This window comes from Promicromonospora sp. NPDC110617 (genome assembly GCF_055598465.1).
In genome coordinates this window covers 2,066,254-2,086,742 of record NZ_JBVKBM010000001.1, presented here as the reverse complement: position 1 = coordinate 2,086,742, position 20,489 = coordinate 2,066,254, and the positions used below count along the sequence as shown (strand labels likewise).

Here is a 20,489-nt window from a genome sequence, read left to right as displayed (position 1 = left end):
GCGTCGTCGCCGGCCTCCGCCCCCGCCGGCACCGGCCGGCGGCACCGCGTCCGGCCGCCGGCCGGACCACACCTACCGACCCAGGAACTTCTCCAGGCCCGGGGGCAGCTCGATGTTGTTCAGGTCGGGCGCCTCGTCGCTCGGCTTCGGGCCCACCCCGAATGCCGACCCGGCGGGCGCGGCCGGCGTGGCGGCGGGTCCGCCGCCCAGGGCGCGCTGCATGGCTTCCTTCTCCTGCTGGGCGCGCTTGGCCGGGTTCCCGGACTTGCCCTTCTTGCCCTTCTTGGGCGGCGGCGTCTTGCCGCGCGACTTCTTGCCCATGCCCATGCCGGGGCCGCCGGGCATGGCGGGCATCCCGCCCGGGCCCATGCCGCCGCCCTTGGCCATCTGCCTCATCATCTTCTGGGCGTTGTCGAACCGCTCCAGGAGCTGGTTGATGGCCGTCGTCGTGGTGCCGGCGCCCTTGGCGATGCGGGCGCGGCGCGAGCCGTTGATGATCTTCGGGTTGTCGCGCTCCGCCGGCGTCATCGAGTGGATGATCGCCTCGATGCGGCCCACCTCGCGCTCGTCGAACTGGTCGAGCTGGTCCCGCATCTGGGCCATGCCCGGCAGCATGCCGAGCATCTTCTTCATCGAGCCCATGTTCTTCAGCTGCTGCATCTGCACCAGGAAGTCCGCGAGCGTGAAGTCCTGGCCGCTGGCGAGCTTGCCCGCCATCTTCTCGGCCTGCTCGGCGTCGAACGCCTTCTCGGCCTGCTCGATCAGGGTGAGCACGTCACCCATGTCGAGGATGCGGCTCGCCATGCGGTCGGGGTGGAAGACCTCGAAGTCCGTCAGCTTCTCGCCGGTGGACGCGAACATGATGGGCCGGCCGGTCACCTTGGCGACCGACAGGGCAGCACCACCGCGGGCGTCGCCGTCGAGCTTCGAGAGCACGACGCCGGTGAAGTCCACGCCGTCGGCGAAGGCCTTGGCGGTGTTCACCGCGTCCTGGCCGATCATCGCGTCGATGACGAACAGGACCTCGTCCGGGTTCACCGCGGCCCGGATGTCCGCGGCCTGCTTCATCAGCACCTCGTCGATGCCGAGGCGGCCCGCGGTGTCGACGATCACGACGTCGTGCTGGCGCTCCTTGGCGTACGCGACGCCGTCCCGCGCGACGCCGACCGGGTCGCCGATCAGGGGCGCGTCGGCCGCTGGGTCGTCGGCCTCCGAGGTGTTGCCCGGGTGCGGCGCGAACACCGGCACGCCGGCGCGCTCGGCCACCACGGAGAGCTGGGTCACGGCGTTGGGGCGCTGCAGGTCGGCGGCGACCAGCAGGGGCGTGTGGCCCTGGCCCTTGAGCGCGTGCGCGAGCTTGCCCGCCAGGGTGGTCTTACCGGCACCCTGGAGACCCGCGAGCATGATCACCGTGGGCGGCGTCTTGGCCAGCGTCAGCGGGCGCGTGGCCCCGCCGAGGATGTCGACGAGCTCCTCGTTGACGATCTTGACGACCTGCTGGGCGGGGTTCAGCGCACCGGAGACCTCGGACGACAGCGCGCGCTCGCGCACCGCCGCGGTGAACTCGCGCACCACGGGCACCGCGACGTCCGCGTCGAGCAGGGCGCGGCGGATCTCCCGCACGGTCGCGTCGATGTCCGCCTCGGAGAGACGGCCCCGCGTGCGCAGGTTCTTGAACGTCGAGGTAAGCCGGTCGGACAGGGAGTTGAACACGGACACAGCCTAATGGAGTCCTGTCGTCAGGGGTTCATCCGGGGAGGAGGGCCCGGGCCCGGTCGGTGAGCCCGTCCACGAGCTGCGAGCGCCACCCCGTCCACGCCTTCGGCCCGAGGGACGTGGTGTCCGCCTCGGTCAGGGACCGCAGCACGTCGAGCAGGTCGCGCCGGTGGTCCACGGCTTCCAGCAGGGTCGTCAGCGTCGCGGGGTCGTCGGGGTCGGCGCGCGTGGCCAGGTCGGCGAGCGTGAGGTGGTGGCGCACGAGCCGGGTCACGTCGTCGACCACGTCGGGAGCGAAGCCGGCGCGGGTCAGGATGCCCGGGACCAGCCGCGCGCCCTCCACGGAGTGGTCGGCCGCGCCGCGCACCTTGCCGATGTCGTGCAGGAGCGCGGCCAGCAGCAGGAGGTCGCCGGAGCGCTGCCCCGCGACGGTCGAGGGGTCGGGCAGCCGGCGCCGGAGGCGCGCCGCGACGGCGGCCGTCTCGACGAGGTGGCGGTCCACGGTGTGCCGGTGGATCGCCGCGCGCTGCGGCCGGTTGCGCACGTCGGCCCACTCGGGGATCCAGGAGGTGACGACCCCTGCGAGGTCGAGCGCCTCCCAGACGGGCACCTGGGCCTGCCCGGCGGCGAGCAGCGCGAGCAGGCTCTCGCGCGCGGCCGGGGGCCAGGGTTCGGGCAGGGGCGGCGACTTCTCCAGGCTCCGGATCGTCACCGGGGACAGCACGAGCCCGGTCCGCGCGGCGGTCGCCGCGGCGCGCAGGGGCAGCAGCGGGTCCGACGCCGGCCGGGTGCCGACGCCGAGCACGAGCTCGCCGTCGTGCTCGACCAGGCCGTCGCCCACGGAGCGCAGGCGGGGCGGCGTGCGCCGTCCGCGCACCATGATCGGCTTGCCCACGCCCACCGGCCGGGACAGCGCCTGGCGGGCGTGGCGGACGGTGGTGTCGAGCGCGTAGGAGATCACGCGGCCCGACTCGGCGAGGCTCGCCAGCAGCTCGTCGCCGTCGTCGTACCCGGTGCGCTCGGCGACGTCCTCGAGGTCGGCCAGCAGCAGGCGGCTGCTGCGCCGCCGGGTGACCACCTGGAGCGTGTCGCGCACGTCGAGCAGGTGTGTGTAGGCGGTGTCCACGGCCCCGTGCGGGCGGTCGGTGAGCCAGGTGGCGGCGAGCGCGGAGAGCAGCACGGCGTCCCGCATGCCGCCGCGGGCCTCCTTGAGGTCCGGCTCGATGAGGTAGGCGAGCTCGCCCGCCCGCTGCGCGCGGTCGCGCGTGGACGAGATGAGCTCGGGCAGGCGCCGCCGCGCCGCGGCGCGCCAGTCGGTCAGCACGGCGGACGCCGCCCGGTGCACGACGACGGCGTCGCCGGCCACCGCGCGCACGCTCAGCCAGCCGATCACCGCCGGGAGGTCGCTCGCCGCGACCTGCCGGGACTGGCTCAGCGACCGCACGGCGTGGTCGATGTCCACGCCCGAGTCCCACAGCGGGTACCAGAGCTTCTCGGCCACGCGCTGCAGCTCGTCGGGGCCGTGGGTGCGGCCGTCGTGCACGAGCACGAGGTCGAGGTCGCTCAGCGGGCCGAGCTCGCCCCGGCCCAGGCTGCCGACGGCCGCCAGGGCGATGCCCGACGGGTCGACGTCCTCGGTCGCCGCGGCGAACAGGTCCCCGAGGCGTTCGGTGACCCGCTGCCCGACGGCGGACCGCCGGGCCAGGCCGGACCGGCCCGGACCGGTGAGGCCCGTGGCGATGGAGAGGAGCTCGTCGCGGAGGCCCCGCACCCCGACCGGGGGGTGCGGGGCCTCCGCCTGCTCCCGGGTGCCCTCGGGCACCGGGTCACTTGTCATGCGTCGTCAGGCACTCCCGGATCAGAGCGCGGCGTCGCCGTGCTCGCCGGTGCGCACCCGGGCCACGTCCTCGACCGGCACGACCCACACCTTGCCGTCGCCGATCTTGCCCGTCTGCGCCGCGCCGACGATCGCGTCGGTCACCGCCGCGACGTCCTCGTCCGTGACGAGCACCTCGATGCGGACCTTCGGCACCAGGTCCACGGTGTACTCCGCACCGCGGTAGACCTCGGTGTGGCCCTTCTGTCGGCCGTAGCCGCTGGCCTCGCTCACGGTCATACCGCGCACCCCGGCACCCTCCAACGCCGTCTTCACGTCGTCGAGGCGGTGGGGCTGGATGACACCCGTGACAAGCTTCATGCGCTGCCTCCTAAGCAGTCGGGTAGCTGGACCGTAGTACGGTCAGCGCACCTCGGTGATGGTGGAGCCGGAGTTCTCGTACGCCGTCTCGCCGTGGACCGCCAGGTCGATGCCGCTGACCTCGGCCTCCTCGGAGACGCGCCAGCCCAGGGTCGCCTTGAGCGCCAGCCCGATGATGTAGGTGAGCACGAAGCTGTAGAGCACGGCCACCAGCGCGGCGACGATCTGGGTGAGCAGCTGCGTGACGCCGCCACCGTAGAAGAGGCCGTTGAGCGAGCCCTCGAAGTAGAACGAGTCGTAGCGGCCGTTCGTGGCGAAGAACCCGATCAGGATGGTGCCGACCAGGCCACCGACGAGGTGCACGCCGACCACGTCGAGCGAGTCGTCGTAGCCGAACTTGTACTTGAGGCCCACGGCCAGCGAGCACAGGACACCGGCGACGAGGCCGATGACGATGGCGCCCCACGAGTCCACCGTGCCGGCGGCCGGGGTGATCGCGACCAGGCCGGCGACGACACCGGAGGCGGCACCCAGCGAGGTGGCGGCGCCGTCACGGAACTTCTCGGTGGTCATCCAGGCGAGCATCGCGACGGCCGTGGCGACCAGCGTGTTGACCCAGGCGCGGCCGGCGGTGCCGTCCGCGGCGAGCTCGGAGCCCGCGTTGAAGCCGAACCAGCCGAACCACAGGAGGGCGGCGCCCAGCATGACGAACGGCAGGTTGTGCGGACGCATGGCCTCGGTGCCGAAGCCCTTGCGCTTGCCGATCACGAGGGCCAGCGCGAGGGCCGCGGCACCCGCGTTGATGTGGACGACTGTGCCGCCGGCGAAGTCGATCGGCAGCGAGAGGGCCGACGCGAGCCAGCCGGTGGCGCCGAACATGCCGCCGCCCCAGACCCAGTGGGCCAGCGGGGCGTAGACGACGGTGACCCAGATGGCGCTGAAGACGATCCAGGTGCCGAACTTGACGCGGTCGGCGATCGCGCCGGAGATGAGGGCCACCGTGATGATGGCGAACGTGGCCTGGAAGCCGGCGAACACGAGGCCCGGGATGCCGAAGGCAGTCGTGGGGCTGGCCGCGTTGTCGATCGTCAGGCCGATGAGGCCGGCCGGGTTGCCGATGAAGCCGGCGATGTCCGGACCGAAGGCCAGGCCGTAGCCGTAGACGACCCAGATGAGCCCGGCGACGCCGATCGAGGCGAAGCTCATCATCATCATGTTGAGGACACTCTTGCCCCGCACCATGCCGCCGTAGAAGAACGCCAGGCCCGGCGTCATCAGCAGCACGAGCGAGGAGGCGGTGATCAGCCAGGCGGTGTTGCCCGTATCGAGCTCGAATTCCATCGCGGAAAATGCCTCTCTCCCCGGACCGGTCCTGGTGACTCGGCCCACCGCGACTACCGTCGCGGGACGCCGTTACGCGCGGCCCGCATCGGGGTTACGGATGCGTGACGCAGGCGGGTAGCATGTAAACGTCTTATTTCGAGTCCCGCTTGGGCGAATTTTCCGACCCAACCGTGATCGCCCGGTTATTTCGCGGCTATCCACTCGTAACGTGGCGCTTACATGTACTTCTCACATGCTGGACGGCGACTATTGCCGTGCCATTCGAAGAGGCATTCCTGACCCGGGGTCAGCCCAGGATCCCGTCCACGAACTCCTCGACGTCGAACGGCGCAAGGTCGTCCGGGCCCTCGCCCAGACCGATGAGCTTGACCGGCACACCGAGCTCCCGCTGCACCTGGACCACGATCCCGCCCTTGGCGGTGCCGTCGAGCTTCGTCAGGACGATGCCCGTGACGCCGGCGACCTCCGCGAAGACCCGCGCCTGGGAGAGCCCGTTCTGCCCGGTGGTCGCGTCCAGCACCAGCAGCACCTCGCTCGGCGCGGCGACCTTGCTGGCCACCCGCACGATCTTGCCGAGCTCGTCCATGAGGCCGGCCTTGTTCTGCAGGCGCCCCGCGGTATCCACGAGCACGACGTCCGTCTTCTCGTCGCGCCCGCGTGCGACCGCCTCGAAGGCCACCGACGCCGGGTCGGCGCCCTCGCGGTCGGAGCGCACCGTCTCCACGCCCACCCGGTTGCCCCAGGTGGTGAGCTGGTCCGCCGCGGCGGCGCGGAACGTGTCGGCGGCGCCGAGCACCACGCTGCGGCCGTCCGCGACCAGCACGCGTGCCAGCTTGCCGACCGTCGTGGTCTTGCCCGTGCCGTTGACGCCCACCACGAGGGTCACCGCGGGCAGGTGGGTGCCGTCCTCGGCCGTGCGCGGGTCGGTGTGCAGGGTGCGGTCCAGCTCCGGCTGGAGGAGCGTCACGAGCTCGGAGCGCAGCAGGTCGCGGACCGCCGCCGGCTCGCGCACGCCCAGCACGCGGACCTTGGTGCGCAGCGCGTCGAGCAGCTCCGTGGTGGGGCCGGCGCCGACGTCGGCGAGGAGCAGCTCCTCCTCGATCTCGTCCCAGTCGTTCTCCGTGAGCGAGTCCCGGGACAGCACCGAGAGCAGCCGGGCGCCCAGCGGCGAGCCCGACCGCGCGAGGCGGTCGCGCAGCCGCACCAGACGCCCCGCGGTCGGGGCGGGACGCTCCAGGACGGGCGCGGCCGGCGCCTCGGGCGCGGCCTCGGGTTCGGCCGTGGCCGGCTCCGCCGTGCCGGTGGGCGCCGTCGTGGGCTCGGCCGTCGCCGTCGGGGCGCCGTCCTGGTCCTGGGTCCGCCGGCGCCGCCGCGCGACGAGGACGCCGGTGAGGCCGCCGCCGGCCGCGAGGACAGCGAGGGCGGAGATGATCTCGATCCAGGGAAGCTCGTTCACGCCCCAGATTCTTTCATCTTGCGGACGGCACCGTGGAAACCCCTGGCACCCGGCCGTTTCACCGGACGGAGTTAGGGTCCCCTAATCTCCGCGTGTAGTGTGACCTCGCCGAGAGAGCCCGAGCGCGACGACCGCGCCGCCTCAGACCCGCGGCCGTGCAGCATCCTTCGTCCGAGAACCCTGAGGAACAACCATGCCCCGCGCAGTCTCCGCCTCCGTCGCCGCCCTCGTGCTGGGCGCCGCCCTGCTCACCGGCTGCGGTGGCACCGCCGAGTCCGGCACCGGCGACAACAAGTCCAACGTCGCCACCGGCCAGGAGGGGTTCGACGACGTCCGGGAGCTCGCGGGCCGGCTCGGCACGGACGCCGCGCCGGGCGAGTTCCCGCGCACCGTGCGCAACCTCGTGGCCAACGAAGAGGTCGGCGAGACCGAGATCCCCGCGAAGCCCGAGCGCGTGATCGTGCTCGACACCGGTGAGCTGGACAACATGATCTCCCTCGGCATCGAGCCGGTCGGCATCGCCCACCCCGCGGACGCCCAGATGGCGCCCGACTACCTGGACGTCGGCGACGCCGTGGACCTGGGCGCGTACGACGCCCTGGACCTGGAGCAGATCAAGAACCTGGAGCCGGACCTGATCCTCGGTACGTCGCTGCGGATCGACGACGACGGCCTCAAGGCCAAGCTGCAGGACATCGCCCCGACCGTGCTGGCGCCGCGCCCCGGCGTGCTGTGGAAGGAGAACTTCCTGCTCAACGCCGCGGCGGTGGGCGAGGAGGACCGCGCCCAGGAGCTGCTGGACGCCTACGAGAAGCGCGCCGACGAGGTGGGCGCCGAGGTGGTGGAGGCGAACGGCGGCAAGGCCCCGACCGTCTCCATGCTGCGGTTCATGGCCGGGCAGATCCGCCTGTACGCCAACGACTCGTTCGTCGGCATCGTCCTGGCCGACGCCGGCCTGCCCCGGCCGGAGACCGAGGACGTCGCCGACCTCGCCGTCGAGATCTCCGCGGAGGAGATCACCCTCGCCGAGGGCGACTGGCTGCTCTGGGGCACCTACGGGGAGCCCGACGCCACCGAGCAGGCCGCGGTCGTCGACGGCCCGCTGTGGGACCAGGTGCCCGCGGTGGCGGACGGCGGCGTCGTCCGCGAGGTGCCGGACGAGACCTGGTACCTGGGGCTGGGCGTGACGGGGGCCGGGCTCGTGCTCGACGACCTGGAGACCATCGCCGCCGACCAGCGGTGAGCACGTCCCCGACCACGGCGCGCAGCAGGCGGACGGTCGCCGCGACCCTGCTGACCGCGCTCGTGCTGCTCGTCGTCGCGGCGCTGGCCGGCATCACGGTGGGTGCCCGCGTGCTCTCGCCGGCCGAGACGCTCGCGGGGCTGCTCGGCCACGACGGCGTCGCCGCGGCCGTCATCTGGGAGCTGCGGCTGCCCCGGACCCTGCTCGGCCTGCTTGTCGGCGTCGCCCTCGGCGTCGCCGGGGTGCTCGCGCAGGCGGTCACCCGCAACCCGCTGGCCGACCCGGGGCTGCTGGGGATCTCCGCCGGCGGCGCCGTCGCCGTGGTCGCGGGCAGCGTGTTCCTCGGGCTGGGCGCGGGCGCGCCCCGCGTGCTGCTCGCCCTGGTGGGCGCGGCGCTGGCGACCGCCGCCGTGTACCTGTTCTCGAGCCGGTCGCCCGAGGGGCTCACGCCCGTGAACATGACCCTGGCCGGGATGGCGATGACGGCCTTCCTCGGCGCCGCCGTCTCGGCGACCGTGCTGCTCAGCGCCTCGACGATGGACCAGTACCGGTTCTGGGTGGTGGGGTCGCTGAACCTGCCCGACCCCGCCGTGCTGCTGCCCGCGCTCGTGCCGGCCGTGGTCGGGGCGGTCCTGGCGGTGGCGGTCTCCGGGTCGCTCAACGCGCTCGCCCTCGGGGACGACACGGCGGCGGCGCTGGGCGTCCCCGTCGTGCGGACCCGGCTGCTGGCGGGCGTCGCCGTGGTGCTGCTGTCGGGCACCGCCGTGGCGCTGGCCGGCCCGATCGCCTTCGTGGGCCTCGTCATCCCGCACGTCGCCCGGGCCCTGGTCGGCACCGACGTGCGCCGCGTGCTCGCGCTCTCGGCGGTGCTGGGACCGCTCCTGCTGGTCACGGCCGACGTCGTGGGCCGGCTCGTCGCCCGCCCCGCCGAGGTCCAGGTGGGCGTGGTGACGGCGCTGCTCGGCACGCCGTTCTTCATCTGGCTGACGCGCCGCGCGAAGGAGCGTGCCCGATGACCGGCGCCGCGACCCGTACCGCGACCCGGCCCGGTGGCGCCCGCCGGCTGCTCCCCCGCCCCCGGCCACGCGCTCGGGTGGTCGTCGCCGTGCTGGGTGCGCTCCTGCTCCTGCTGCTCGCCGCCGTGCTCGCCCTGAGCCTGGGCGACCAGGCCACGGCGCCCGCCGCCCTCTGGCAGGCGCTGCGCGGGCAGGGGCCGGAGAACACGGTCTACGCCGTGCAGGAGGTGCGGCTGCCCCGGGTGGTCCTGGCGCTGGCCGTCGGCGCCACCTTCGGCGTGGCCGGCGGGCTGAGCCAGAGCGTGCTGCGCAACCCGCTGGCCAGCCCCGACGTGCTCGGCATCAGCGCGGGCGCCTCGGTCGCGGTGGTGGGTGTCATCGCCGTCGGCTCCCTGGGCGGACCCGTGGGCATCGTGCCGATCCCGGTCGCCGCCCTCGCGGGCGGCCTCGCCGCGGCGGGGCTCATCGCGCTGCTCGGGCGCGACGGCGCCCTGCGGGGCCGCCGGATCCTGTTGGTCGGCATCGCGCTGTCCGCCGCCCTGACCGCGCTGACCCAGTTCCTGCTCACGCGCATCGACGTCTACGACGCACAGCGCTCCGCGGCCTGGCTCACCGGCAGCCTGAACGCGCGCGGCTGGGGCGAGGCGACGCCCGTCCTGGTGGGACTGGCCGTCCTGCTGCCCGCTGCGCTCGTGCTGGCCCGCACCAACCGCGCGCTGCTGTTCGAGGACGAGGTGGTGGCCGGCTGGGGCGTGCGCCCGGGCCTGGCCCGCGCCGCCCTGCTCGTGATCGCGGTGTGCCTCGCGGCGCTCGCCACGTCGGCCGCCGGACCGGTCGCGTTCGTCGCCCTGGTCGCCGGGCAGGTGGCGCGCCGGGTCGCCGGCGTGCCCGACATCCCGCCGGTCCTGGCGGGGGCGGCCGGCGCCGTGCTCGTGCTGGTCGCGGACACCGTGGCGCGCACGGCGTTGCCCGCCCAGCTCCCCGTCGGCGTCCTGACCGGTCTGGTCGGCGCGCCCTACCTGCTGTACCTGCTGCAGCGCCGCCGCTCGTCGAGAGGGACCCCCTGATGCCCACCACCGCCACGTCCGCGGCCCGCCTGCGGGCGGACGCCGTCACGCTGGGCTACGGCGACCGGACCGTCGTGCGGGAGCTGTCGCTCGACGTCCCCGACCGGCAGGTGACCGTCATCGTCGGCCCCAACGCCTGCGGCAAGTCCACCCTGCTGCGCGGCCTCGCCCGCCTGATGCCGCCCGCCGGCGGCACCGTGCTGCTGGACGGCAGGGCGATCGCGGAGCAGCCCACCCGCGAGGTGGCGCGCGTCCTGGGCATGCTGCCCCAGTCGCCCGTGCCGCCCGAGGGGATCACCGTGCGCGACCTGGTCTCCCGCGGGCGCCACCCGCACCAGAGCTGGTGGCACCAGTGGGGCGAGGGTGACACCGAGGCCGTCGAGGAGGCGCTGCGCGCCACGGGCACCGCCGAGCTGGCGACGCGCGACGTCGACGAGCTGTCCGGCGGACAGCGTCAGCGGGCGTGGATCGCGATGGCCGTGGCCCAGCAGACCGACCTGCTCCTGCTGGACGAGCCGACCACGTACCTCGACATGGCGCACCAGCTCGACGTCCTGGAGCTGGTCGCCGCGCTCAACCGGGACCATCGCAGGACGGTCGTCATGGTGCTGCACGACCTCAACCTCGCCTGCCGCTACGCGCACCACATCGTGGCGATGCGCGACGGCGAGATCGTGGCGCAGGGCTCGCCCGGTGAGGTGGTGACCCCGGAGCTGCTGCGCGAGGTGTTCTCCGTCGAGGCGACGATCCTCGGCGACCCGCGCACAGGGACGCCCGTCATCGTGCCGCACCACACGGTGCAGGGCTGAGCGGCGGGGGTCACGACCCCCGCCGCGGCTAGCTCGCGGCCTGGGCCGGCCCCTGGTCGGCGGCCGGCGGCTCCTGCGCGACCTTCTGCTGCGTGACCTGGGGCTGCGTGACCTTCTGCGCGGAGCGGACCGGCCGCACCGCACGGAGCTGGCCGGGCACGAGGTTGGCCGGCTTGAGCGGCACGGTGCCCAGCGGCACGTGCAGCGTCTTCTGCGCCTGGTCGCGTGCCCGGTTCAGCACGTCGGTGAGCTCCTCGGCGTCGACGTAGCCCGGCTTGGACTCGATCGTGGCGGCGAAGAACTCGGACATGCCCATGTCCACGGGCGAGGTGTCCGGCTTGACCACGCGCGGCTTGCCGACCCACACGGACGGGGCGCCCACGGCATGGGTCGCGACGGCGGACGCGCCGTGGCGGCGGCCGTCGTTGCGCCGCTGGGCGTCACCGCGCAGGCGGGCGAGGCCCGAGCGGAACCATTGAAGGAACGAGAACTCCTCGGTGTTGCTGCTCGCGGGCGCGTCCATCTGACTGGCGACGACGAAGACACCAACGGCCAACACCAAGCACACCACGAGCAGAATGACCGACCACCACATGGGCCTATTGTGTCGTGTCTTGTCCGGTCCCGCCGCGCGGAAGGCCGCGACACGCCGTGTGACACGCGCCGTTCCGTCAGGAGAAATCCCTCACACCTGGAGGTATCCGACGGCAAGGTGCGAAAAATCACCCTCTATGAGGAGGTGACCACCTCGCGGTCGCCCATGCGCTGGCTGATCAGCGTCGTGACGCCGTCGCCGCGCATGGTCACGCCGTAGAGGGCGTCGGCCACCTCCATCGTTCGCTTCTGGTGCGTGATCACGATGAGCTGGCTGTCCTTCTGCAGCTCCTTGAAGATCTCGATGAGGCGCCCGAGGTTCACGTCGTCGAGCGCGGCCTCGACCTCGTCCATGATGTAGAACGGGCTGGGCCGCGCCTTGAAGATCGAGACGAGGAACGCGACGGCCGCCAGCGACCGCTCGCCGCCGGACAGCAGCGACAGCCGCTTGACCTTCTTGCCCGCCGGGCGCGCCTCGACCTCGATGCCGGTGGTCAGCAGGTTCTCCGGCTCGGTGAGCGTCAGCTTGCCCTCACCACCGGGGAACAGGCGGGGGAAGATCTCGAGGAACTTCGCCGCGGTGTCCTGGAAGGCCTCGGCGAACACCTGCTGCACGCGCTCGTCGATGTCGTCGACGATCTGGAGCAGGTCCTCGCGCGACTTCTTCAGGTCCGCGAGCTGGTCCACGAGGAACTGGTGCCGCTCCTCCAGCGCCGCGAACTCCTCCAGGGCCAGCGGGTTCACCGCGCCGATGCGCGACAGGGCCCGTTCGGCCTTCGCCAGCCGGACCTCCTGCTCCTCGCGCACGTACGGGACGGTCCGGTCCGGCTTCGGCGGTCCGGCGACGTCGTCGGCCGGGGCCTCCGTGACCTCGTCGTCCTCGGCCGCGTGCTCCTCCGGCTCGGCACCGGCCGCCGCGACGATCACGGCGGTGGCCGCAGGGTCGTCGGGCCGGATCCCGGCCTCGTGGAGGGCTCGGGTCCGCGCGATGAGGGCGTCCTCGCGCGCCGCCGCACCGCGGGGCAGCGCCGGGTCGCCCTCGTAGCGGATGGGGTTGCCCTCCTCGTCCCGCTCGACGACGGCGCGGCGCTTGCGCCCGCGCACCGCCACGTCGCCGTCGAAGACCGGGACGGGCTGGTGCGGGCCGAACTCCTCGACCAGCACGTCGGGGTCCGTGCCGAGCTCCTCGGTGGCGCGCGTCTGGAGCTGCTCCAGGCGCAGGAGCTGCTGCGCGCGGGCGACCTCGTCGCGGTGGGCGACGTCGGTCAGCTCGCGCAGCTCGGCCGTCAGGGACTCCACGCTCCCCCGGACGGCGACGAGCTGCTCCGACCCGGCGGCGCGGGCCTCCTCGGCGGCCGCCTTGTCGGCGGCGGCGCGGTCCAGCGAGCGCGCGATGGCCTCCAGCGCCACGGCGACCGCCTGCTGCACCAGCACCGCACGCGACGCGTCGCGGCGCCGCAGCTCCTCGCGCTCGGCGGCGCGGGCCCGGGCCTCACGCTCCTGCTCGGCGGCCGCGGCCAGCGCCTGCGCGCGGCCCGAGACGGCGCGGGCGCGCTCCTCGGCGGTGCGCAGCGCCAGCCGCGCCTCGGTCTCGCGGGCGCGCGCGGCGGAGGCGGCCGCGGCGGCCTCGTCCCGCTCGGCCTGCAGCTCGTCGACCGAGCCCTCGTCGTCGGCGGGCTCCTCCTCGGCGATCGTCATGCGCTCGACAAGCGCCTCGAGCTCCATCTCGTCCTCGGCGCGCCGGGACTGGGCCTGGTCCAGGGCGGCCCGGTGCCGGTCGGCCTCCGCACGGGCGGCCCGCGCGGCGGCACCAAGCGAACCGAGCTGCTCGGCGGCGGCGGCTCGGGCGGCGTCGGCCTCCCCGAGCCGGGCGAGCGTCTCGTCGTAGCGCTCCTGGGCCGCCGCGCGCTCGGCGCGCGCCCGCTCCAGGTGCGCCGACCCGTCGGTGTCGCGCGCGGCGGCCTCGTCCCGGGCCGCCTTGGCCTCGTCCAGCGCGGACTGCAGGTGCAGCACGCTCGGCGCCGCGGCCGAACCGCCCCACGCGCGCGTCGCGCCGAGCAGGTCGCCGGCGCGGGTCACGGCGACGACCGGCTGGTCCCGGACCAGCGCGCGGGCGCGGGCGAGGTCGTCCACCACCACGACGTCGTGCAGGATCGTCCGCAGCGCGGCCGACGCCGGGCCGGCCACCTGGACCACGTCCGTGGCCCAGCGGGCACCAGCGGGCAGGTCGACGGCGGGGCGCTCGACGGCGGACCCCGTCCGGTCCGAGCCCACGACCAGGCTGGCCCGGCCCGCGTCCTCGTCACGCAGCAGACGCAGCGCGTCGACGGCCTCGTCGACGCCCGCCACGGCGACGGCGTCCGCCACCGGGCCGAGCGCGGCGGCGACCGCGTCCTCGAAGCCCGCCTCGATGCCCAGCAGCGCGGCCACCGAACCCAGGACGCCCGGCTGGTGGGACGCGAGCAGCGTGCCCGCGCCGTCCTTCCGGTCCAGGCTCAGCTCCAGCGCCTCGACCCTGGCGGCCGCGGAGCTGCGGTCCCGCTGCGCCGTCGTCACCTGCTCCTGGAGGTGCCGCACCTCGGCCTTGGCCAGCTCCAGCACCTCGGACGCCGCCTCGTGCGCGACGTCGAGCCCTTCGCCGTCCCCCTCGACCCCGCCGACCTCGGTCTCCAGGGCCGAGAGCTCGCGCGAGGACTCCTCCACGCGCTGCTCGGCCTCCAGCAGCGCGTCGCGCAGCCGGTCGAGCTCCGACTGGGCGGCCTCGACCCGGCTGCGGCGCGCGGCGACCTGGCCGGCGAGGCGCGCGAGGCCCTCGCGGCGGTCCGCGGCCGCGCGCAGCAGCGCGGCGTGCGAGCGCTCGGCGGCCTGGGCGGCCGCCTCGGCCTCCGCCCGGACGTCGACGGCGGACTCAACCGTCTCGCGCGCGATGGCGACCTCGGTGGCCAGCTCCTCCTCGCTCGCGCGGGAGCGGGCGGCCTGGGCCTCCAGGTCGTCGGGGTCCTGGCCCTGGTGCGCGGGCTCGGCGGTGCCGAGCAGCCGGGCGCGCTCCCCCGCCAGCGACTGCAGGCTGCGCAGGCGCTCCCTGGTCTGGGACAGCGCGAAGACGGTGTCGCCCGCCTCGCTGACCTGCTGCGACTCGGCCGACGTCGCCGCCTCCAGGCGGGCCAGCAGGCCGCGCGCCTCGGTCAGCGCCGCCTCGGTCTCGGCCTGCCGCTGCTTGAGCGACCGCTCGTCCGCACTCTCCTGCTCGAGCTGCGCGGTGAGCTGGGCCAGGTCGTCGGCCAGCAGGCGGGACTTCGCGTCGCGCAGGTCGCGCTGCACGGTCTGCGCCTTGCGGGCCGCCTCGGCCTGCCGGCCCAGCGGGCCGAGCTGGCGGCGCAGCTCGGCCGTCAGGTCGCCCAGGCGCGCCAGGTTGCCCTGCATCGCGTCGAGCTTGCGGAGCGCCTTCTCCTTGCGCTTGCGGTGCTTGAGGACGCCCGCGGCCTCCTCGATGAAGCCGCGGCGCTCCTCCGGCGTGGCACGCAGCACGGCGTCGAGCTGTCCCTGCCCCACCACGACGTGCATCTCGCGGCCGATGCCGGAGTCGCTCAGCAGCTCCTGGATGTCCAGCAGGCGGCAGCTGTTGCCGTTGATCGCGTACTCGGAACCGCCGCTGCGGAACAGCGTGCGGGAGATCGTGACCTCGGTGTAGTCGATCGGCAGCGCGCCGTCGGTGTTGTCGATCGTCAGCGCCACCTCGGCGCGGCCCAGGGGCGCGCGGCCGGACGTGCCCGCGAAGATGACGTCGTCCATCTTGCCGCCGCGCAGGGACTTGGCGCCCTGTTCGCCCATGACCCAGGAGAGCGCGTCGACCACGTTGGACTTGCCGGAGCCGTTGGGGCCCACCACGCAGGTGATGCCCGGCTCGAGCTCGAGGGTGGTCGCCGACGCGAAGGACTTGAAGCCCCGGAGCGTGAGCGTCTTGAGATGCACTCGGTGAGCCTAACTGTGAACGCGGTCTGAACGTCGGACGTACCGCCGGGATACGCCGAAGCGGCACCCGGATGCCTCGGCAGGGTGCCGCTTCGACGGACGTGCGGTGCGGGGGTCTTCAGCCCAGCTCGGGGAACCAGAGGGAGATCTCGCGCGCCGCCGACTCCGCGGAGTCGGAGCCGTGCACGAGGTTCTGCTGCACCTTGGTGCCCCAGTCGCGACCCAGGTCGCCGCGGATCGTGCCGGGGGCGGCGTCGGTCGGGTTCGTGGCGCCGGCCAGCGAGCGGAAGCCGGGGATCACGCCCTGCCCCTCGGCCACGACGGCCAGGACCGGGCCCGACATCATGAACTCGACCAGGGGGGCGTAGAACGGCTTGCCCTCGTGCTCGGCGTAGTGCGCGGCCAGCAGCTCGGTCGTGGCGTCCTTGAGCTGCACGGCGCGCAGCGTGTAGCCCTTGGCCTCGATGCGGCGCAGGATCTCGCCGGACAGGCCGCGGCGCACGCCGTCCGGCTTGACGAGGACGAGGGTGCGCTCGGCCACGGGCTGCGTCGAGGCCTCCGTGGGCAGGGTCTTCTCTGCGACGTCGGTCATGGCCCAACCCTATCGGGACCACGCACCCTCCCCGAACGCGTCGGACGCTCAGGTCACGGGGGTGACCTGAGCGTCCGACTCGTGCGTTCAGGGGGTGTTCGGGGCCGTCTCGGGGTGGGCGGCGTCGTACTCCGCCCGCTCCCGGTCCACGCGCGCGCCGAGCCGCAGCGCGTAGAACCACAGCACCACGAAGATCCCGCCGACGAAGTACATCATCGGGAGCAGCAGGCCCATAGCGAGCACCGGGAGCTGGGCGAGGGTCCCCGCCGCCCGGCCCGTCGTGCTGCCCTGGGCCCGCGACAGGATCACGAGCACCAGGCAGAGGATCCCGCCGAGCGCCCAGATCGCGCCACTCGACTCGATGCGCAGCGGGCCGCGCCCGAACTCCGAGTCGCGCAGGGCCCACACCACCAGGGTGGCGAACAGCACGAGGAACACCTCGAGCAGCAGCGTGGTGGAGGTGAACTGCACCAGCGCTGACTTCTTGGCCTTGATGCGGTCGCCGGGGGCGGGACGGTCCTTGCTCACCGGTTCAGGATATCCGTCTCCTTGCGGTCCCCGTCCCGACCGGCGTCCCGGCCCGCGTCGGCCGCGGCCTCGCCGTCCAGGACCGCGACCCCGCCGCCCACGGCGACGGGCTCGGCCGCGCCCTCCATGACGGCCTCGCCGCGGGCGACCATGCCGGCCTGGTCGGACAGCTTGACCTCCTTGAGGAACAGCGCGAGCACGAGGCCGACGACGACCAGCGGCACCAGGTACCAGAACGCCGGGGCGAGCGAGTCCGCGAAGGCGTCGACCACGCCGCTGCGCAGCGGCTCGGGAAGCTGCTCGACGATCTGCGGCGTCAGGCCGGAGCCACCGTCCGCGGGCGCGGCGCCCTCGGGGAGGCCCGCGAAGAGCTCCCCCAGGTTGTCCGTCAGGCGCGAGGTGAAGACCGTGGTGAACGCCGCGGTACCCACCGCGGCGCCGATCTCCCGGAAGAAGTTGTTCGACGACGTCGCCGTGCCCAGCTCGTGCGGGTCCACCGAGTTCTGCACCGCGAGCACGATGGTCTGCATGATGAGGCCCATACCGGCGCCGAGCACGAAGATCATGGCGCCGAACAGCCACAGCGACATGCCGCCTTCGAGCCGGGTCAGCCAGATCATGCCGAGGATCGTGATCGCGAGGCCCGCGACCGGGAACAGCTTGTAGCGGCCCGTCCTGGAGATCGCGAAGCCGGAGACGATCGAGGTCAGCATCACGCCGGCCATCATCGGGAGCATCAGCAGGCCGGACTCCGTGACGCCGGCGCCCGCCGACATCTGCAGGAACGTCGGGAGCATCGCCATCGCGGAGAACATGCCCATGCCGAGCACCAGGCCGATGAGCGTGGTGATGGTGAACGTACGGTTCTTGAACAGCCGCAGCGGGATGAGCGGCTCCGCGACGCGGTTCTCGATGACGATGAACAGGCCGACCAGCACCGCTGTGCCGAGCAGCACGCCGAGCAGCGTCGGGTCGGACCAGTCGTAGCCGTCGTGGCCGAGCGACTCCCAGCTCGTCAGCAGCACGATGCCGGTGGTGCCGAGCGCCATGGTCAGGATGCCGCCGAGGTCGGTGGGGCGGTTCGAGCGGTGCGACGGCAGCTTGAGCGCGAAGTACGCGATGAACCACGCCGCGATGCCGATCGGCACGTTGATCCAGAAGGTCCAGCGCCAGCCGGGGCCGTCGGTGAGCCAGCCGCCGAGCAGCGGGCCGGCGACGGCGGAGATGCCGAACAGGGCGCCCATCGGGCCCATGTACTTGCCGCGGTCGGACGCCGGGATGATGTCGGCGATGATCGCCTGCGACAGGATCATCAGGCCACCGCCGCCGAGGCCCTGCACGGCGCGCCAGGCCACGAGGGCCTCGAACGACTGCGCCATGCCGCCGCCGAGCGACGCGACCACGAACAGGCCGACGGCCACGAGGAACGGCCAGCGCCGGCCGTAGAGGTCACCGAACTTGCCGTACAGCGGCATGGCGATGGCGATCGCCAGGATGTAGGCCGTGATGACCCAGCCCTGGTGCTCCACGCCGTTCAGCTCGCCCACGATGGTGGGCATGGCGGTGCCGACGATGGTCTGGTCCAGGGAGGACAGGAACATGGAGGCCATCAGGGCCCCGAAGATCAGCCAGATCGTGCGCTGGTTGAGTACGACCAGCGGCTTGTCCGGCGCCGTGGTCACGGCGTGGCTCATGGAGGTGCCTTTCTGGGGGTCAGGTCGAGCGGGAGGGGAGGGTGCTGCGGAAGGGGTTCAGGACCCGAGGTCGGCCGCGACGAGATCGACGAGCTGCGCGACGGCGGCGGGCAGGTGGTCGGCCGGGTTGCCGGTGTAGCCGGCGTGCTCCCAGGCGACGAGCGCGGTGCGGAGCATGAGCAGGACGAGCATCGTCAGCAGCTCGCTGTCGGTGTCGAACGGGACGGTCGCGCGGCGGGCCTCGAAGAGCTCGGCGAGCCGGCTCTTGTGCCGGTCCATCCAGACCACGTGGCGCCGCAGCAGGGCCGGCTCCTGCTGCATGAGGTCCATGGCCCGCATGACGCGGTCGTGGGCCTCGCCGGCCGGCGCGAGCAGGGCGGCGACGACGACCTGGAGGTCGGACAGCAGGCGGCCGGTCGGGCCGCCCTCGACGAAGGTGCGGATGACGTCCTCCGGCAGGCCGGTGTCCTCCGCGCCGAGCACGGCGTCGTCCTTGGACTCGAAGTAGTTGAAGAACGTGCGGGGCGAGACGTCCGCCTCGGCGCTGATCATCTCGACGGTCACGGCGTCGAGGCCGTGCTCGGCGACGAGGTTCTGCGCCGCGTCGATCAGGGCCGCGCGCCGCGCGCGCTTCTTGCGCTCGCGCAGGCCCTGCTCGGCGGGCGAACCCTCCAGCGCGGACACGAGCTCGCGCAGGTCCGGGCTGGATCCGGGCTCAGCGGGCGCGACGGTCTCGCGCGACGAGGTGGGGGCCATTGGTCAATTCTTGCACCCCGCGCAAAAATTCATCAACTGCAAAAAGATGAGACCGCGATCACACCTCACCGAACCCGGACTCGATCATCTCCACGACGGTCGTCACGGCCTCCGCGGCGCCGTCACCGGTGGCCTCCACGCGCAGCTCGCGCCCCTGCGTGGCGCCCAGCGCCATGAGCTGGAGCACGCTGGAGGCGTCCACGCCGTCGATGGTCACGCTGGCCCCCAGCTCGGCCACCTTGCGCGACACCAGCGCCGCCGGGCGGGCGTGCAGGCCCAGGGGGTTGCGGACCGTCACGGTGCGCAATCCCTCGGCGGCCGGGGCCGACGGGGCCTCACCCGCCGCGGGCGACTGCGCGGCCTCGATCGCCGCGAACATCCCCACCGACGCGTTGGCCGACGCCAGCACGGCATCGCGGTCGGCCCCGCCGTGCGCCGTCACGGCCGCGGCGACCGCGCCCTCGACGAACGGCGCGCGCGCCAGCACCGCGTGCTCGGCCAGCGTGTCGTCCAGCTCCAGGGCCGCCTCGACCGTCAGCACGGAGGACCCGAGGTCCCCGAGCACCACGACGCCGCCTCCGGGGCCGGGCGCGCCGTCGGCGGCACCGGGTGTACCCGCCAGGATCGCCAGGACCTCCTCGAGGGTCTCCTGGATCGCGTCGAGCGAGGTGCCGAGGCCCCCGTCGGGCCCGCCGCCCACGCCGCGGACCAGGACGTCGGGTGCCATCTGACCGGCGAGCTCCGCGGCCCCGCGGGCCAGCTCGGCGGAGTGCGAGACGAGGACCAGCGCGACCCGCGCCGTCATGCCGCGCCGCGGGGGTCGGCCGACTCCGGACCGGCGAGGGCGGCGGCAAGCGCAGCGCCCAGGAGCAGTGCGGTGGAGCGCGCGCCCGGGTCCTCGTGCCCCGCGCTGCGCTCACCGAGGTAGGACGCACGGCCCTTGGTCGCGACCATCGGGATGGTGGCCGTCGCCGCCTTGTCGGCCGCCTCGGCCGCTGCGCGCAGCACGTCCACCTCGGAGCCGCCGTCGCCCGCCGCGGCCTCCGCCGCGTCGACCGCCGCCTGCCACGCGTCGACCATCGTCTTCTCCCCCACAGTCGCCTTGCCGCGCGAGGACACACCCTCGAGCGCGGCCTCCAGCACGGCGACGACGGCCGGCGGGTCGATCTGCGGGCGGCCCGAGACCTTCGCCGCGCGCAGGTACGCCGTGCCGTACAGCGGGCCGGACGCGCCGCCCACCGTGGACATCAGGGTCGTCGCCACGAGCTTGAGCACGTCACCGACGGTCCGCTCGTCCGCGGCGCCGGGCTGGGCCGCCGGGTCGTCGAGCCGCGCCACCACGGCGTGGAAACCGCGATGCATGTTCTCGCCGTGGTCACCGTCGCCGATCTGCCGGTCGAGCTCCGTGAGCTCGTCCTTCGCGTCCGCGATCGCGTCCGCCGTACGGCGCACCCATCGCTCCGCCCAGTCCGCGTCCAGCGCCATGTCTCGGAACCCTTCTCGTA

Annotated in this window: 17 protein-coding genes; 4 read left to right on the top strand and 13 right to left on the bottom strand. The window is 73.7% G+C overall.

Annotated features, from left to right (window positions below; all coding sequences use genetic code 11):
- Nucleotides 1–72: 72 nt before the first annotated feature.
- From ffh to ftsY, 5 genes are all read right to left on the bottom strand, one after another.
- A complete protein-coding gene (gene ffh / locus ACZ7LE_RS09145; protein ID WP_470402967.1) occupies nucleotides 73–1,713 on the bottom strand; it encodes a signal recognition particle protein in 1,641 nt (546 codons plus the stop codon).
- 34 nt (nucleotides 1,714–1,747) lie between these two features.
- Complete coding sequence (locus ACZ7LE_RS09140; protein ID WP_470402966.1) at nucleotides 1,748–3,553, bottom strand: [protein-PII] uridylyltransferase family protein; 1,806 nt, start codon at nucleotides 3,551–3,553, stop codon at nucleotides 1,748–1,750.
- Nucleotides 3,554–3,574: 21 nt separating this feature from the next.
- Complete coding sequence (locus tag ACZ7LE_RS09135) at nucleotides 3,575–3,913, bottom strand: P-II family nitrogen regulator (RefSeq protein WP_357484250.1); 339 nt, start codon at nucleotides 3,911–3,913, stop codon at nucleotides 3,575–3,577.
- Nucleotides 3,914–3,955: 42 nt separating this feature from the next.
- Nucleotides 3,956–5,254 carry an ammonium transporter gene (locus tag ACZ7LE_RS09130; protein ID WP_470402965.1) on the bottom strand — a complete coding sequence of 433 codons (1,299 nt, stop codon included), beginning with the start codon at nucleotides 5,252–5,254 and terminating at the stop codon, nucleotides 3,956–3,958.
- Between the two features lie 289 nt (nucleotides 5,255–5,543).
- Nucleotides 5,544–6,713 (bottom strand): signal recognition particle-docking protein FtsY, encoded by a 1,170-nt coding sequence (gene ftsY / locus ACZ7LE_RS09125; RefSeq protein WP_470402964.1) that lies wholly within the window; start codon nucleotides 6,711–6,713, stop codon nucleotides 5,544–5,546.
- A 193-nt stretch (nucleotides 6,714–6,906) separates the two neighbouring features.
- On the opposite strand from ftsY, the gene ACZ7LE_RS09120 reads away from it, so the two are divergent.
- The 4 genes from ACZ7LE_RS09120 to ACZ7LE_RS09105 are packed head-to-tail and all read left to right on the top strand — an operon-like array spanning nucleotide 6,907 to nucleotide 10,848.
- Nucleotides 6,907–7,956 (top strand): ABC transporter substrate-binding protein, encoded by a 1,050-nt coding sequence (locus ACZ7LE_RS09120; RefSeq protein ID WP_470402963.1) that lies wholly within the window; start codon nucleotides 6,907–6,909, stop codon nucleotides 7,954–7,956.
- Nucleotides 7,953–8,972 carry a FecCD family ABC transporter permease gene (locus ACZ7LE_RS09115; protein ID WP_470402962.1) on the top strand — a complete coding sequence of 340 codons (1,020 nt, stop codon included), beginning with the start codon at nucleotides 7,953–7,955 and terminating at the stop codon, nucleotides 8,970–8,972. The genes ACZ7LE_RS09120 and ACZ7LE_RS09115 overlap by 4 nt, the downstream gene beginning before the upstream one ends.
- A complete protein-coding gene (locus tag ACZ7LE_RS09110) occupies nucleotides 8,969–10,039 on the top strand; it encodes a FecCD family ABC transporter permease (RefSeq protein WP_470402961.1) in 1,071 nt (356 codons plus the stop codon). Before ACZ7LE_RS09115 ends, ACZ7LE_RS09110 begins: the two co-directional genes overlap by 4 nt.
- Nucleotides 10,039–10,848 (top strand): ABC transporter ATP-binding protein, encoded by an 810-nt coding sequence (locus ACZ7LE_RS09105; protein ID WP_470402960.1) that lies wholly within the window; start codon nucleotides 10,039–10,041, stop codon nucleotides 10,846–10,848. Before ACZ7LE_RS09110 ends, ACZ7LE_RS09105 begins: the two co-directional genes overlap by 1 nt.
- Nucleotides 10,849–10,876: 28 nt before the next feature.
- Here the strand turns inward: ACZ7LE_RS09105 and ACZ7LE_RS09100 are convergent, their stop codons facing one another.
- The 8 genes from ACZ7LE_RS09100 to dhaL all read right to left on the bottom strand — a co-directional run bounded on the left by ACZ7LE_RS09100 (nucleotide 10,877) and on the right by dhaL (nucleotide 20,469).
- Nucleotides 10,877–11,407 carry a hypothetical protein gene (locus tag ACZ7LE_RS09100; RefSeq protein WP_470402959.1) on the bottom strand — a complete coding sequence of 177 codons (531 nt, stop codon included), beginning with the start codon at nucleotides 11,405–11,407 and terminating at the stop codon, nucleotides 10,877–10,879.
- A 170-nt stretch (nucleotides 11,408–11,577) separates the two neighbouring features.
- Nucleotides 11,578–15,414 (bottom strand): chromosome segregation protein SMC, encoded by a 3,837-nt coding sequence (smc, locus tag ACZ7LE_RS09095; protein ID WP_470402958.1) that lies wholly within the window; start codon nucleotides 15,412–15,414, stop codon nucleotides 11,578–11,580.
- 118 nt (nucleotides 15,415–15,532) lie between these two features.
- Nucleotides 15,533–16,006 (bottom strand): nucleoside-diphosphate kinase, encoded by a 474-nt coding sequence (ndk, locus tag ACZ7LE_RS09090; RefSeq protein ID WP_285105149.1) that lies wholly within the window; start codon nucleotides 16,004–16,006, stop codon nucleotides 15,533–15,535.
- Between the two features lie 87 nt (nucleotides 16,007–16,093).
- Nucleotides 16,094–16,534 carry a DUF4233 domain-containing protein gene (locus ACZ7LE_RS09085; RefSeq protein ID WP_470402957.1) on the bottom strand — a complete coding sequence of 147 codons (441 nt, stop codon included), beginning with the start codon at nucleotides 16,532–16,534 and terminating at the stop codon, nucleotides 16,094–16,096.
- Nucleotides 16,531–18,228: an MDR family MFS transporter gene (locus ACZ7LE_RS09080; RefSeq protein WP_470402956.1), complete on the bottom strand. Its 1,698-nt coding sequence runs from the start codon at nucleotides 18,226–18,228 to the stop codon at nucleotides 16,531–16,533. The genes ACZ7LE_RS09085 and ACZ7LE_RS09080 overlap by 4 nt, the downstream gene beginning before the upstream one ends.
- Before the next feature lie 57 nt (nucleotides 18,229–18,285).
- Nucleotides 18,286–18,984, bottom strand: coding sequence for a TetR/AcrR family transcriptional regulator (locus tag ACZ7LE_RS09075; protein WP_470402955.1), 699 nt, complete (start codon nucleotides 18,982–18,984; stop codon nucleotides 18,286–18,288).
- A 58-nt stretch (nucleotides 18,985–19,042) separates the two neighbouring features.
- Nucleotides 19,043–19,789 carry an HPr family phosphocarrier protein gene (locus ACZ7LE_RS09070; RefSeq protein ID WP_470402954.1) on the bottom strand — a complete coding sequence of 249 codons (747 nt, stop codon included), beginning with the start codon at nucleotides 19,787–19,789 and terminating at the stop codon, nucleotides 19,043–19,045.
- Nucleotides 19,786–20,469 carry a dihydroxyacetone kinase subunit DhaL gene (gene dhaL, locus ACZ7LE_RS09065; protein ID WP_470402953.1) on the bottom strand — a complete coding sequence of 228 codons (684 nt, stop codon included), beginning with the start codon at nucleotides 20,467–20,469 and terminating at the stop codon, nucleotides 19,786–19,788. The genes ACZ7LE_RS09070 and dhaL overlap by 4 nt, the downstream gene beginning before the upstream one ends.
- Nucleotides 20,470–20,489 lie beyond the last annotated feature (20 nt).

Bases quoted from the DNA above. Each gene is read 5' to 3' on its own strand.
- ACZ7LE_RS09140 (WP_470402966.1), bottom strand. From the start codon at position 3,553: ATGACAAGTGACCCGGTGCCCGAGGGCACCCGGGAGCAGGCGGAGGCC.
- ACZ7LE_RS09135 (WP_357484250.1), bottom strand. From the start codon at position 3,913: ATGAAGCTTGTCACGGGTGTCATCCAGCCCCACCGCCTCGACGACGTG.
- ACZ7LE_RS09130 (WP_470402965.1), bottom strand. From the start codon at position 5,254: ATGGAATTCGAGCTCGATACGGGCAACACCGCCTGGCTGATCACCGCC.
- ACZ7LE_RS09120 (WP_470402963.1), top strand. From the start codon at position 6,907: ATGCCCCGCGCAGTCTCCGCCTCCGTCGCCGCCCTCGTGCTGGGCGCC.
- ACZ7LE_RS09110 (WP_470402961.1), top strand. From the start codon at position 8,969: ATGACCGGCGCCGCGACCCGTACCGCGACCCGGCCCGGTGGCGCCCGC.
- ACZ7LE_RS09105 (WP_470402960.1), top strand. From the start codon at position 10,039: ATGCCCACCACCGCCACGTCCGCGGCCCGCCTGCGGGCGGACGCCGTC.
- ndk (WP_285105149.1), bottom strand. From the start codon at position 16,006: ATGACCGACGTCGCAGAGAAGACCCTGCCCACGGAGGCCTCGACGCAG.
- ACZ7LE_RS09080 (WP_470402956.1), bottom strand. From the start codon at position 18,228: ATGAGCCACGCCGTGACCACGGCGCCGGACAAGCCGCTGGTCGTACTC.
- ACZ7LE_RS09075 (WP_470402955.1), bottom strand. From the start codon at position 18,984: ATGGCCCCCACCTCGTCGCGCGAGACCGTCGCGCCCGCTGAGCCCGGA.
- ACZ7LE_RS09070 (WP_470402954.1), bottom strand. From the start codon at position 19,789: ATGACGGCGCGGGTCGCGCTGGTCCTCGTCTCGCACTCCGCCGAGCTG.
- dhaL (WP_470402953.1), bottom strand. From the start codon at position 20,469: ATGGCGCTGGACGCGGACTGGGCGGAGCGATGGGTGCGCCGTACGGCG.